Source organism: Streptomyces sp. NPDC015139, from assembly GCF_043079785.1.
In the GTDB taxonomy this organism is placed as follows: domain Bacteria; phylum Actinomycetota; class Actinomycetes; order Streptomycetales; family Streptomycetaceae; genus Streptomyces; species Streptomyces albidocamelliae.
This window is the reverse complement of sequence record NZ_JBIBUW010000017.1, coordinates 122903-135689: the sequence shown is the minus strand read 5'-3', so window position 1 is coordinate 135689 and position 12787 is coordinate 122903. Positions and strand designations below refer to the sequence as shown.

Below are 12787 nucleotides of genomic sequence, written 5' to 3'. Positions count from 1 at the left end.
GCCGCAGCGGGATGCTGCCGTTCCAGCGTTCCCGTCCGGCGAGGACCCGCCTCGCCGCGGCGCCTTCGGCGGCGAGCAGCGCGGCGGCGGGCCGGAGGAGGTGTACTGCCACATCGTGTAGTACGACCAGCCGGCCGGCAGCGTGCCCGGGTCCGAGGCGTACCGGGCGATCCACAGCGGATCGTTGGCGGCGAAGCCGGCGTAGTTGCCGGTGCACTGGGTCCACCAGCTGGTGGCGGTGTAGATCACCGGGTACCGGCCGGTGCGCCCCTTGTAGGTGTTGATGAAGTCGGCGATCCAGCCGACCATCTGGCTCGCGGTCTTGCCGTAGCAGGCGGCGCCGTAGGGGTTCCACTCGATGTCGAGGGTGCCGGGGAGGGTCTTGCCGTCCCGCGACCAGCCGCCGCCGTGGTCGACGAAGTAGTTGGCCTGGGTGGCGCCACTGGTGGTGTCCGGGGTCGCGAAGTGGTACGCGCCGCGGATCATGCCGACGTTGTAGGAGCCGTTGTACTGCTGGGCGAAGTAGGGGTTCGTGTAGTACGTCCCCTCGCTGGCCTTGGTGTACGCCCAGCGCACCCCGCTGCTCCACAGGGTCGACCAGGCGACGTTGCCCTGGTAGCCGGCGACGTCCACACCCTCCGTCTGGGTGACGTCACCCGTGCTGGGGGTGCCGTCCCGGCCGTCGTGCGCGAGGACGCCCATGCCCATGTGGGCGGAGCCGCGGCCCGGTGCGGTCGCGGCCTGGGCGGAGGTGAGGGGGAGGGTGAGGGCGAGCGCCGCGAGGAGGGCCGTGAGCAGGACGGCACGGGGACGCGGGCGGGCGGGGCCGGGTCTGTGCACGGACATGGCGTGCCTCCGGGGAGTGGTGTGGGGGGGACCGTGGCAGTGACCGTGGGAGAAAGGCCAAGAGTGGCGTGGGCATGCCATTCATTGCCTGATAAAGAAGCTACGCACGTAGATGACGGAGTGGGAAGGGGGTCCGGACGACGCCGTTGGTCTACGCCTGCGAAATACTTACGGAGCTGCGGCTATGACGGCGTTTGGCAGAAACTTTCAGGACCGCGAAATCGAGCAGGGGTGCTGACGTGCACGAGGACGGAATCGGTGGCGCGCACGGCGTCACCGGCCCAGTGACACCGAGTGGTGCAGACCAGGAGTTCCTGGCGCTGGAGCGCGAGTTGACCGTGCTGCTCCGGCGAGCCCGGGCCAACCAGGGAGAGATGGCCCGCGAGGTCCACCCCGACCTGGAGTCCTCCGCGTACGGCCTGCTCATCCGGCTGGACGAGCTGGGCGGCCAGCGGGCCACGGAACTCGCCGCCTACATCGGCGTGGGCAAGGCCACCATGTCCCGCCAGCTGCGCGCCCTGGAGGACCTCGGCCTGATCACCCGCCAGCCCGACCCCGCCGACGGCCGGGCCTGGCTGGTCACCCTCACCGACGAGGGCCGTGGCCGCGTCGGCACGGTCCGCGAGGCGCGCCGCGCCCGCTACGTCAGCCAGCTCGCCCACTGGGACCGCCACGAGGTGGCGGAACTGGCCCGGCTGCTGCACGAGTTGAACGGCGTCATGGAGAGGTAGGCCCCCGCCAGGCCCCCGACCCCGGGCCGCACAGCTCCACGTGGACCACCGTGGCGTCGTCGTGCGTCTTGCCGCGGCCCAGGAACGCCCGCTCCACCCGGTCGGCCGCCTCCAGCTCCCGCACCCGGTCCACCAGCCACCGGGCGCCCTCCTTCGCGACCACGTCGAACAGGGCCGTCCAGTCGCCCTCGTGGAACGTCTCCGTCCAGCGCGCCGCGCCGTCCGTCAGCGCGGTCAGCGCGCGGACCTCGTGCCGGGGCACCGAGCCGGTGACCGCGCGGGACGCCACCGAGGGGTCGGCGGCGGCCGTGAAGAAGCCGCCCTCCTTGTTGCGCACGGTCGCGTCCACCAGGGCGTCGGTGGCGAGCGCGGACCGGGGGAGCCGGGCGAGCCGGTCGTCCAGCACCGGGACGACCGTGCCGTCCGGGCCCCGCAGCAGCAAAGCGGAGTCGGACAGCACCAGATACTCGACCGTGTCCGCGGACCAGCGGGCCAGCGCCACGGTTGCCTGCGGGGTGCGCGGGTGAGAAAGGTCACAGGTGCCCGCGTGGGCCTCGGCGGTCCGTTCGATCGCCCGCGCGAGGATCTCCGGGAGCGTCAGATCTCCACCGGAAACGGTCAGTTCGGTCAGCGCACCGCCCAGCCGCGCGGTGAACCAGGGCACGGAATGCAGACAGCCGGCGCCGTCCCTGGGCGGAGTCACCCCGTCCAGGACGACCACGCAACCGCCCTGTCCGCAGGCGGGTAGTCCGACCCCGGCGAAGTCCTCGTTGGGGCGGGCGGCGTCACCGGGTTCCGAAACGAGATCGGTTCGCATCCAGCCAGTCTGCACCAGGCCTTCACAGGCTCCGCCAAAGGCTGGCAACCACCGTTCAAAGGCCAAGACCGCGCAGGTCAGACGCCTGTTTTGGGAGGGAATGATCCACTCCGGGAAGGCGTGGCGGCGAAGTCTGCCAAAGCCTGCCGCGCACGTCCAACCGGCCCGCCGCGCACGGCCACCGCACAGGCCGGCGGAACTTGCCCGCCAACTCCCCTCCGATGTTCACTCCTTCGGGTGGCGGGTCAGGTGATGCGCGACCCCTGCCCACCGGCGCTGGGAGGGTCGGGAACCGTACGAACCGGGTGTACGCACCACTTGGCACCGAGATGACGGGGCGCCACCCGGGCCCCTGGATGGACGAGTTCAGGAATGCGAGCACCGGTGCAGAAAAAGCGGCCTCGGCGCACAGGCAGGCAGACGGACCCCAAGGGGACCGACCCGCAGACCCCCGTGGGCGCCGGCCGCCCCACCCATGTGCGCACCCGGCTGATCCTCGCCGTCGCCGTGGTGGCGGCCGCGGTCGCCGGGGCCGGCGCACCCGCGCTGCTCACCGCGTCCCAGGACGTCAGCGACTCCCAGGAACTGGTGACGCTGGCCGCCCGCACCCAGGACGCGCTGGTCCTCGCCCACTCGCTCGCCGACGAACGCGACGAGGTCACCTCGTACATCGCGGCCGGCCGCCCCAGGACGAAGGCACCCTCGGAGGACCGCAGCGCCCGTGTCGACCGGCAGGTGGAGGACCTGCGGGCCGACACCGACACCCCGGCGGCCCTGCGCGGCGACCTCGACGCCATAGCCGCCGTCCGCCGGGCCGCCCTCACCGGCAAGAGCACCGCCCTCCAGGCCCACCGGGCCTACTCGGCGACGATCACCGAACTGCACCGGCTCGCCGGGCAGCTCGCCGAGCAGATGCCCGCCCGGGCCGGCTCCGGCGCCTACGCGCTCGCCGAACTGGACTCGGCCGTCCAGCAGTCCGCCGCCGCCCGCGGCCTGCTGCTGGCCGCGCTGAACGTCCCCTCGCGCACCCAGACGGTGATCAGCCCCACCACCGGCCTGCCCACCACGTCCGTCACCACGACCGACGAGGACAAGAAGCAGCGCGACGCCCTCACGGCCGCCGCCCAGCAGGCCCGGCTGCGCGCCGACGCGACCCTCGCCGACTTCCGCGCGACCGCCCCCAAGGCGGCCGTCGACTCCTACGACTCCACGGTCACCGGCCCCGAGGTCAACTCCGCCGACAAGTACCTCGCCGCGCTCACCGACCAGCCGACGCTCTCCGACGGCGAGCTGAGCACCGGCACCAAGAAGCTGGACGCGGCCCTGTCCGCCCGCGTCGACCTGATGCGCGGGGCCGAGGCCGCGCTCTACGACCACCGCACCAAGGACCTCGCGGTGCTCCGGGACGACGACGTCACCGCCCTGGAGATCCGTATCGCCGTGCTCGGCGCCCTGATGCTGGCGACGATCGGCATCGCCACCGCCATGGCCCGCACCCTCACCCGCCCGCTGTCCGTGCTGCGCCGCGGCTCGGCCCGGCTGGCGGAGGCCGAGGACCCGGTCACACAGGAACCGATCACCTTCACCGGCCGCAACGACGAGTTCGCCCAGGTGGTCCGCTCGGTCAACGCCCTGCACACGCACGTGGCCGCCCTGCACGAGCGCGTGGCCACGCTCGAGACCGACCGCAAGCACCTGGTGGGCCAGCGCCAGAAGATGGCCGACGCCCGCGAGGGGCTCCGCGCCGAACTCGCCGAGTCCGCCGCCCAGCTGGACCGCCTGCGCACCAGCATCGGTTCCACCTTCGTCAACCTCGCCCTGCGCACCCTCGGCCTGGTCGAACGGCAGCTCGCGGTCATCGAGGGCCTGGAGGACCGCGAACAGGACCCCGACCGCCTCGCCACGCTCTTCAAGCTGGACCACTTCGCCACGGTCATGCGCCGGCACAGCGAGAACCTCCTGGTCCTCGCCGGCACCGAGCACGTCCAGCAGCACCACGGCCCGGTGCCGCTGGTCGACGTGGTCCGCGCCGCGGTCAGCGAGATCGAACGCTACGAACGCGTCCGCATCGCCGCCCTCCCGCCGCACGCGCACGTGGCCGGCTTCGCCGCCGACGACCTCTCCCACCTGCTGGCCGAACTCATGGAGAACGCCACCTCGTTCTCCCCGCCGGACCTGCCCGTCGAGGTCTCCGGCTGGCTCCTGGAGTCCGGCGAGGTCATGCTGTCCGTCCAGGACGAGGGCATCGGCGTCGCGGGCGACCGCCTCGACCGCTTCAACGCCCGCCTCAGCGACTTCGACCCCGAGTCGCCCTACGACCAGGAGGGCGACGAGGGCCTCGGGCTCGGCCTCTACGTCGTCGCCCGCCTCGCCCACCGCCACGGTGTCCGGGTGCAGCTGCGCGAGCAGAAGCAGGGCGGCATCGCCGCGGTCGTGGTCCTGCCCGCCACGCTGCTCGCGGAGGCCCCGACGGCCGCCGTCCCGTCCCAGGCCACGGCCGCCGGCGGTACGGCAGCCTTCTCCCTGCCGGGCGCCGACGCCGAGGTCAACTCCAACGTCCTGTACGGCCGCCCCAAGGACGGCGATCTGCTCGTCGCCCTCGCCGAGAAGGCGGTGGAGGCCGGAACGGCGGCGGAGACCGCCCTCGGCAGCACGGCGGACGGGACGGCTCCGGCCGCCGCCGACCGCACGGCCGGGACCGATGAGACCGCGTCCGAGCGGACCGAGACCGAGCGGACCGGGACGGAACCGGCCGTAGCCGAGCAGGCCGCGTCCGACCGGACCGAGGCCGAGCAGGCCGTGCACGAGCAGGCCGAAGCGGGCGGTGAGCAGGCGGAGGCCCGCCCGAAGGCACCGGCGGAGACGTTCGCCGAGACCACCATGGAGCTGCTGCTCCCGGACCTGGCGCCGGCCGACGACGGCGGGAACGCCCCCCGGCCCCCCGCGGCCGACGGCGACGACCCGACGAGGGACGGGGACGGCCACGACCACACCGCACCCGCGGCCGCCGAGGCCCCCGAGGAGACCGACGGCGCTCTCCAGGAGCCCGAGGAGGACCGGGTCACCAGCAAGGGCCTGCCCAAGCGCACGCCCAGGATCACCGCACCGGCCGCGGCACCCCGCCAGCGCAGCGGAAGCGTCGACGCCGACGCCCTGCGCCGCAGGCTCGGCGGCTTCCGCCAGGGCGCCCAGGCCGGCTACCGCGAGGTGGAGGCGGAGATCGCCGAACAGACGGCCGGCCACCAGCGCCCGGCCCGCTACGCACACGCCGAAGAAGCCACGGGGGGCACAGCCGAGGAGGCAAGCAGTTGACCGCGCCCAGTACCTACGGACTGAGCAGTGAAGCCCGCAACCTGCACTGGCTGCTGACCAACCTGGTCGAGGAAGTACCCGGCATCCAGTCCGTCGCCGTGGTCTCCTCCGACGGCCTGCTCCTGCTCTCGTCCGACCCCGGGCACGCGGAGGAGGCCCGGCAGACCCGCGGAGCCAGGCGCGGCGGACCGCGCGGATCCTCCGCCGACCTCGCCACCATCGTCTCCGGCATCGGCAGCCTCACCGTCGGCGCCGCGAAGCTGATGGAGTTCGGCGGGGTCAAGCACACGATGGTCGCGATGGAGGAGGGCAGCCTGTTCGTGATGTCGATCAGTGACGGCTCGCTGCTCGGCGTGCACGGTTCCGCCGAGTGCGACATGAGCGTGGTGGCGTACCACATGGCCCTGTTCGTGGGCCGCGCCGGGCACGTCCTCACCCCCGAACTCCGCTCGGAACTGCGGCAGTCGCTGGAAGCCTCGTCGACCGGGAGCGCCCGATGAGCGGTACCTCGAAGCTCCCCGTGCGCGGCGGCGACCGCAAACCCGCCCGCGTCCGCCCCTACTCGCTCACCGGCGGCCGTACCCGCTTCGGTCACGTGCTCCTCGTGGAGACCTTCGTGGCCGCGCTGGAGGCCCCCGAGGAGCGCAGGGAACTGACGAACGGCTCGCTCGCCACCCGGGTCATGCCCGAGATGCGGGCCATCGTCGAACTGTGCCGCCGTATGCGCACGGTGGCCGAGATCGCCGCGCTGCTGAAGATGCCGCTCGGCGTGGTCCGGGTCCTCCTCAGCGACCTCGCGGACCAGGGAAAGATCCGTGTGTACGGCACCGGAACCGGTCACGGCACCGGCCGCCCGGACCGCGCTCTGCTCGAAAGGGTGCTGAGTGGACTCCGTCGTCTCTGACGCAGCCGCCTCCGTCGGAGGCAACCCCCTCGCCGCCGGCCTCGCCGATCCGGACGGCGACCTGAAGTCCTGGCAGACGGACCGCACCCGGGCCCCCATCGCCACGAAGATCGTGGTGGCCGGGGGCTTCGGCGTCGGCAAGACCACGATGGTCACCTCCGTCTCGGAGATCACGCCCCTGCAGACCGAGGCGCTGATGACCGAGGCGAGCGAGGAGACCGACGACCTGACGGCCACGCCGGGCAAGCTCACCACGACCGTGGCCATGGACTTCGGCCGCATCACGCTCGACGACGACCTGGTGCTCTACCTGTTCGGCACGCCGGGCCAGCAGCGGTTCTGGTTCATGTGGGACGACCTCGTGCGCGGCGCGATCGGCGCCGTCGTCCTGGCCGACACCCGCCGTCTGAAGGACTGTTTCCCGGCCCTGGACTACTTCGAGAGCTGCGGACTGCCGTACGTCGTCGCGGTCAACCACTTCGACGGCAGCGAGCGGTTCGAGCCGGAGGACGTACGGGAGGCGCTGACGATACCCGCGCACATCCCTGTCATGATCATGGACGCGCGGCGGCGGATCTCGGCCATCGAGACCCTCCTCGCCCTGGTGGCGCACGCGCTGGACGAAACCCCCGAGTAGTCCTGCCTCCCCCAGCAGTCCTCACCTCGTAGGAGACACCACCCGCATGCGGAAGATACTCGTCGTCGGAGCCGGCCAGTCCGGACTCCAGCTCGCCCTCGGCCTGCAGTCGCACGGCTACGAGGTCACCCTGATGTCGAACCGGACCGCCGACGAGATCCGCTCCGGCCGGGTCATGTCGACGCAGTGCATGTTCGACACGGCGCTTCGGCACGAGCGCGATCTCCAGCTGAACTTCTGGGAGTCCCAGGCCCCGAAGATCGAAGGACTCGGCGTCTCGGTCGCGGCCCCCGGCTCGCACGACCCGGGCCCCACCCAGCGGGCGATCGACTGGGTGGGCAAGCTCGACGGGTTCGCGCAGTCCGTCGACCAGCGGGTGAAGATGGCCGGCTGGATGGAGACCTTCGCCCAGCGCGGCGGCCAGCTCGTCATCCACGGCGCGGCGGTCGGCGACCTCGACTACTTCTCCCGCACCTACGACCTCGTCCTGGTCTCGGCCGGCAAGGGCGAACTCGTGTCGATGTTCGGCCGGGACCCCGAGCGCTCCCCCTACAGCGAGCCGCAGCGCGCCCTCGCGGTGGCGTACGTCCACGGGCTCGGCCCGCGTCCGGAGCACCCGGAGTTCGACGCGGTCCGCTGCAACCTGGTCCCCGGCGTGGGCGAGCTGTTCGTCATGCCGACGCTGACCACCTCCGGCCGCGCCGACATCCTGTTCTGGGAGGGCATACCCGGCGGCCCGCTCGACGTCTTCAACGGCGTCAAGGACCCGGCCGAGCACCTCTCCCTGACCCTGGAACTCATGGAGAAGTTCACGCCCTGGGAGTACGCGCGGGCCACGAAGGTCGAGCTCACGGACGCCGGCGGCACACTGGCCGGCCGCTACGCGCCGACCGTCCGCAACCCCGTCGGCCGTCTCCCCTCGGGCGGTCTGGTCCTCGGCGTGGCCGACGTGGTCGTCGCCAACGACCCGATCACCGGCCAGGGCTCCAACTCGGCGTCCAAGTGCGCCGCGGCCTACCTCGCCTCGATCCTCGAACACGGGGACAAGCCGTTCGACGAGGACTGGATGCGGGCGACGTTCGACCGCTACTGGGCCACCGCCCAGCACGTCACCAAGTGGACGAACGCGATGCTGGCGCCGCCGCCGGAGCACATCCTGAACCTCATCGGCGCCGCCGGCCAGCTCCAGCCGGTGGCCGACCGCTTCGCCAACGGCTTCAACGACCCGGCCGACTTCGAGAACTTCTTCTACGACCCGGAGAAGACGGGCGCCTACCTGGGCTCGGTGGCCGGGGCATGACGGCCTTCTGACCAGCGGTCCTGCAGTCTTCACGCCGAGCACCCCCAGCCTTGATCGGCTGGGGGTGCTCGCATCTCACCGTCGGGTGGAAGCGCCAGGCCCTGCCGCGCCGCCGGCTAACCCATGGTCTTGGCGCCGTCCAGGGACTCGCGGATGATGTCGGCGTGGCCGGCGTGCTGGGCGGTCTCGGTGATGATGTGCATCAGCACCCGGCGGGCCGACCATCGCGCGCCCGACTCGAACCACGGGGCCTTCGGCAGTGGCTGTGTGGCGTCCAGGTCGGGCAGGGTGGCAACCATCTCGTCGGTCCGACGGGCCACCTCGGCGTAGTCGGCGAGCACGCCGGTCAGCGTCTCGCCGGGCAGCATCCGGAACTCGTCGGACCGCCGGGCCCAGTCGGCCTCGGTCATGGCGGTGAAGTCGGGCATCGCCGACGGGCCGTCCGAGATGAACTGCACCCAGGTCCGCTCGACCGCGGTGACATGTTTGATCAGGCCGCCCAGACACAGCTCGCTGGCGGTGGTCCGGAGCCCGGCCTGCTCGTCGGTGATGTCGCGGGTGGTGAATCGCAGGAAGTGCCGATGCTTGGCCAGCATCTCCAGCAAGTCGGCGCGCTCGCCGGTGGCCGGGTCGTGGGTGGCCGGTTCGTTGACCGTCGCGGTCTCGCTCATGGTCGCTGCCTTCCGTGGTCCGTGTTCCGCCGGGCAAGCAAGACGCTAGGGGCCGGTTAGGTCAGGTTCTGACCTAAATGATGGAGTGGTGGGGTCGATCCCCTGCTGTCGACTCACTCGTCTGGATCTCACGGACTATGCAGGCGGTGCGATCGGCGTGACGCTGAAGTTGAGCCCGTGGGACGGCCGGAGGGGGGGCACCCGGTGCGCTGGGTCCACCTGTCCTCCATGCTGCCCATACTCCAGGAGCGCGATCATGGCCCGGAACCGCTGTCTGATCCTGAGCTCGCCGTCCGAAGTCTGGCGCCTGCTGTCCGACGGCCACCGCTACGCGGAGTGGGTGACAGGAACCCGGCGAATCCTCGCCGTGGACCCGCATTGGCCAGATGTGGGCGCCCGGCTGAGAGTCCGCGTCGGCGCCGGCCCTCTGACTCTCGACGACACATGTGTCGTCCGCGTCTCCGAGCCGCGACACCGCTTGCAACTGGAAGCGAAGGCCGAACCCTTCGGCGCGGCTCGCATCGCCATGAAGTTGATCCCCTGGGGCGAGCACACCCTTTTCACCCTCGACTGGCACCCCCTCCGGGGCCCCGGCACGCGGATGCACGGACTCCCCGTGGAGTACTTCGTCCGGATCCGCAACGGCATGATGCTGACGAAGCTGGCTCGGATCGCGGTGAGCGAACATGCGGCGGGCGTGTGAGGCACCTTGCAGTGAGTACCTCGGCCACAGCAACGCGCGGGCGCCTACCTGGCCTCGGGGGCCGGGGCCTGATCGGCGGGGGAGGGAGCGGCGTCGGGACGGACCGCGCCCAGGACCGGGTAGGACGCCATCGGGGAGACCTTGACGTCCTCGCCCGGTCTCGGGGCCTGGACGACCTTGCCGCCGCCCACGTACATCGCCACGTGTGTCGCCTCGGGGAAGTAGACGACCAGGTCCCCGGGGCGCAGGTCGTTCAGCGGGACCCGCTTGAGCCGGCGCCACTGCTCCTGACTGGTGCGCGGGATCGGGGTGCCCGCGTGGGACCAGGCCCGTGAGGTCAGGCCCGAGCAGTCGTACGACGACGGGCCCTCGGCGCCCCACCGGTACGGCTTGCCGAGCTGTTTTAGGGCGTAGTGGACGGCGCGGTCGCCCCCGGCCGAGGCCGGGCGGTCGGCGGGAAGGGCGCCCGCCGTGGTGAGCCGCTCCTGGGCGGCGGTGACGCCCTGCTGTTCCAGGCGGGCGACCGCTGCGAGCTGGTCCGGCGTGACGCCGGCCAGCAGGCGCTCCACGTCGCGCAGTTTGCGCTGGACGTCGTCGCGTTCCTGCCGCTGCCGGCCCGCCAGCGTGAGCTGGGTGTCGAGGGCCTTGCGGGCCGCCCGCGCGAGGGCGTCCCGCCGCTTCTCGGCGGTGGTCAGCCGGGCCACCGTCCGGGCCCGTTCCCGGGCCAGTTCACCGATGACGTGCCCCTCGTCCAGCGCGTGCTGGGGGTCACGGGCCAGCAGCAGGCGGACGTAGGGGCCGAGGTCGCCGCTGTTCTGGTACTGCTGCCTGGCCAGGCGCCCGGCGTCGGTCCGGCTGCCCTGCAGGGCGAGACGGGCGCGGGACAGTTCGCCGTCGAGGCGGGCCACCTCGGCGCGCTGCTGCTTCAGCTTCTCCGCGGTGCCGTTGTAGGACTCGGTGGCCTGCTCGGTCTGCCGGTACAGCTGCTGAAGGTCGGTCAGCAGCTGGGAGACGGAGCGCTCCGGCTCCGGTGCGGCCGCGGCGGGCAGCGGCACGAGGACGGCCTGGGCCGCCACCGCGGCCGTACAGGCCAGGCGCCGAAAGCTTCCTGACACGTCATCACCTCCGGTGCGGGACAGACGGGCTCTCCGTCTCTCGTCGCACCGTGATAATCAGACGTGTCGGTGGCGTTTGTGTGCCGACTGTGCGCGGTTCGGCGCAGCGGATTCACCCGTGGGTGTCATCCGGCTTGCCGGACGGCGCCGGGTGTGGCTTGGACCAGGGCCACCTGAGCCGGCCGCCGGTCCTGTCGTCCGGGTCGTACTGGTACTTCCAGCCCTGGATCAGTCCCAGCCGCCTGCTGTGTCCGCGGGGCACCCGGCGGTAGACGAGGACCGTGGCCGGACCGCCGGCCGGGTCCGGGACGGGGATGCGGTACGTCTTCGGCGGGTGACCGGTGGCGCCGCACAGGACGGGCAGCACGCGTCCGTCCATGGGGCCGCCCTCGAAGGGGGTGTCCTGGCTCTTCACGACTTCAGTCTCGGCCTTCCCCGGCCAGCGCGCCGACGAGCCCGGCCGTCTGCGGGTCCCGGCCCGCGGTGACCGTGAGCAGGGCCGTGAACTGCTCCACCAGCCAGTCGCGCAGTTCCTCGACCGGGGGCTGCTTGTCCTCGTCCAGCCAGATCAGCGAGGCGGCCTCCACGGCCGTGATCCACATCCGGACGGTCATGCGCAGCCGGGGGCCGGGGTCCGGGACGCCGAGGTGGCTGAAGATGTGCTCGGCGGCGGCCCGGCGCACGCCGTCCACGATGGCGGTCGTCCGGGACGTCTCCACCACGCTCCCGCCCTGGAGCAGTGCGCTGAAGCCGGTGTCGTGCTCGTCGACGAAGGTCAGGTAGCGGTCGAGGGCGTGGGACAGCCGGGGCAGCAGCGGGCCCACGCGGGGCTCGTCGAAGCACTGCCGGAGCTCCTCGGCGGCCGACCGGAGCGCGGCCTCGTACAGCTGCTGCTTGCCCCCCGGGAAGTACCGGTACACCAGCGGCCGTGAGACCCCGGCCGCCTCCGCCACGTCGTCCAGGGACACGTCCTCGGGTGCGCGGTGCGCGAAGAGGGAGAGCGCGGAGTCGAGCAGCTGGCTTCGCCGCTCCTCGACACTGAGCCGACGGTAGGCGGGGGTGGCCGACGGGGTCATGCCCGTCAGCCTAATCGCTGCACCCCCCGGACCGACCTCCCCTTCCGGCCCGTCACGGCTGGTCGCCGCCCTCCCGCAAGCCGCCACCCGACGGTCCCCCCCCGCCTCTCGCGACACCAGCCCGGCGGCCCCGTCCCCGCACCGTGCCGCTCCGCCCGGCCGCCCCACGGCCGGCCGCCGGTGCGGCTCCACCGAGGGGCCTGCCGGGCCGATGGCGGGACGTGACGTCATATCGGGGGCCCCGAGGCGGTTGCCCCGCGGGCCAGTGCCCACGCCTCGCCGCGTCGGTCCGGCCAGCCGTCACACCGTTCGGCCCCCGATGCGGGCCCGGCCGCGTGGCGGTCGGGCGCTTGGCGGTGGGCCTCGGGCCGGGGCGGGCTGCCGGGTCGGTGGCCGGACGCGACTTCATGTCGGTAGCCCGGAGGCCGCTGCCCCCCAGAACTCGCTCCTTCGCCGTGTGAGTCCGGCCGGCGGCCGCAGCCACCGACTCACGGTGAGGCCCCGCCGCGCGCAGGTCGGGCGCTACGCCGTCGGTGGGTTGGGGCGGGCCGCAGGACCGATGGCCGGACGCGACGGCAGGCCGGCCGGCCCCGATGAATGCCCCGGCTCGTTCCCGCGCCTGTCAGGCCGGCGGCCCCGACGACTGCCCGCCCGTTCCCGCCCCGGCGATTCCCC

General features: G+C 72.5%; 13 protein-coding genes. 7 read left to right on the top strand and 6 right to left on the bottom strand.

From position 1 onward, the window contains the following. A partial coding sequence (locus ACF08B_RS33935; RefSeq protein WP_392320892.1) for a lysozyme occupies positions 1 to 846 on the bottom strand: 846 nt, incomplete at its 3' end. Positions 847 to 1085: 239 nt separating this feature from the next. Here ACF08B_RS33935 and ACF08B_RS33930 point away from each other — a divergent pair. Continuing rightward, on the top strand, positions 1086 to 1577 hold the full coding sequence (locus ACF08B_RS33930) for a MarR family winged helix-turn-helix transcriptional regulator (protein ID WP_073889448.1): 492 nt from the start codon (positions 1086 to 1088) through the stop codon (positions 1575 to 1577). Here ACF08B_RS33930 and ACF08B_RS33925 read toward each other — a convergent pair. Continuing rightward, positions 1564 to 2394, bottom strand: coding sequence for a protein phosphatase 2C domain-containing protein (locus ACF08B_RS33925; RefSeq protein WP_392320891.1), 831 nt, complete (start codon positions 2392 to 2394; stop codon positions 1564 to 1566). The two genes, ACF08B_RS33930 and ACF08B_RS33925, sit on opposite strands and share 14 nt — an antisense overlap. 384 nt (positions 2395 to 2778) lie before the next feature. On the opposite strand from ACF08B_RS33925, the gene ACF08B_RS33920 reads away from it, so the two are divergent. From ACF08B_RS33920 to ACF08B_RS33900, 5 genes are read left to right on the top strand one after another with little or no spacing between them, the layout of a single operon-like run. Next, a complete protein-coding gene (locus ACF08B_RS33920) occupies positions 2779 to 5706 on the top strand; it encodes a nitrate- and nitrite sensing domain-containing protein (RefSeq protein WP_392320890.1) in 2928 nt (975 codons plus the stop codon). Further along, positions 5703 to 6206, top strand: a complete 504-nt coding sequence (locus ACF08B_RS33915; RefSeq protein ID WP_093474773.1) for a roadblock/LC7 domain-containing protein — start codon at positions 5703 to 5705, stop codon at positions 6204 to 6206. The genes ACF08B_RS33920 and ACF08B_RS33915 overlap by 4 nt, the downstream gene beginning before the upstream one ends. Then, positions 6203 to 6610: a DUF742 domain-containing protein gene (locus tag ACF08B_RS33910; RefSeq protein WP_073889454.1), complete on the top strand. Its 408-nt coding sequence runs from the start codon at positions 6203 to 6205 to the stop codon at positions 6608 to 6610. Before ACF08B_RS33915 ends, ACF08B_RS33910 begins: the two co-directional genes overlap by 4 nt. Further along, positions 6591 to 7247: an ATP/GTP-binding protein gene (locus tag ACF08B_RS33905; RefSeq protein ID WP_093474771.1), complete on the top strand. Its 657-nt coding sequence runs from the start codon at positions 6591 to 6593 to the stop codon at positions 7245 to 7247. The genes ACF08B_RS33910 and ACF08B_RS33905 overlap by 20 nt, the downstream gene beginning before the upstream one ends. Before the next feature lie 46 nt (positions 7248 to 7293). Next, a complete protein-coding gene (locus ACF08B_RS33900) occupies positions 7294 to 8547 on the top strand; it encodes a styrene monooxygenase/indole monooxygenase family protein (protein ID WP_392320889.1) in 1254 nt (417 codons plus the stop codon). 116 nt (positions 8548 to 8663) lie between these two features. Here the strand turns inward: ACF08B_RS33900 and ACF08B_RS33895 are convergent, their stop codons facing one another. Continuing rightward, positions 8664 to 9218 (bottom strand): DinB family protein, encoded by a 555-nt coding sequence (locus ACF08B_RS33895; RefSeq protein ID WP_392320888.1) that lies wholly within the window; start codon positions 9216 to 9218, stop codon positions 8664 to 8666. 256 nt (positions 9219 to 9474) lie between these two features. Here ACF08B_RS33895 and ACF08B_RS33890 point away from each other — a divergent pair, with 256 nt between their 5' ends. Beyond that, entirely contained in the window at positions 9475 to 9921 is a 447-nt protein-coding gene (locus tag ACF08B_RS33890) for an SRPBCC family protein (protein WP_392320887.1), read from the top strand. A 44-nt stretch (positions 9922 to 9965) separates the two neighbouring features. Here ACF08B_RS33890 and ACF08B_RS33885 read toward each other — a convergent pair whose 3' ends face one another. The 3 genes from ACF08B_RS33885 to ACF08B_RS33875 all read right to left on the bottom strand — a co-directional run bounded on the left by ACF08B_RS33885 (position 9966) and on the right by ACF08B_RS33875 (position 12112). Continuing rightward, positions 9966 to 11036, bottom strand: coding sequence for a C40 family peptidase (locus tag ACF08B_RS33885; RefSeq protein ID WP_392320886.1), 1071 nt, complete (start codon positions 11034 to 11036; stop codon positions 9966 to 9968). A gap of 112 nt (positions 11037 to 11148) precedes the next feature. After that, positions 11149 to 11451 (bottom strand): hypothetical protein, encoded by a 303-nt coding sequence (locus tag ACF08B_RS33880; RefSeq protein WP_392320885.1) that lies wholly within the window; start codon positions 11449 to 11451, stop codon positions 11149 to 11151. A 4-nt stretch (positions 11452 to 11455) separates the two neighbouring features. After that, positions 11456 to 12112: a TetR/AcrR family transcriptional regulator gene (locus ACF08B_RS33875; protein WP_392320884.1), complete on the bottom strand. Its 657-nt coding sequence runs from the start codon at positions 12110 to 12112 to the stop codon at positions 11456 to 11458. Positions 12113 to 12787: the final 675 nt, after the last annotated feature.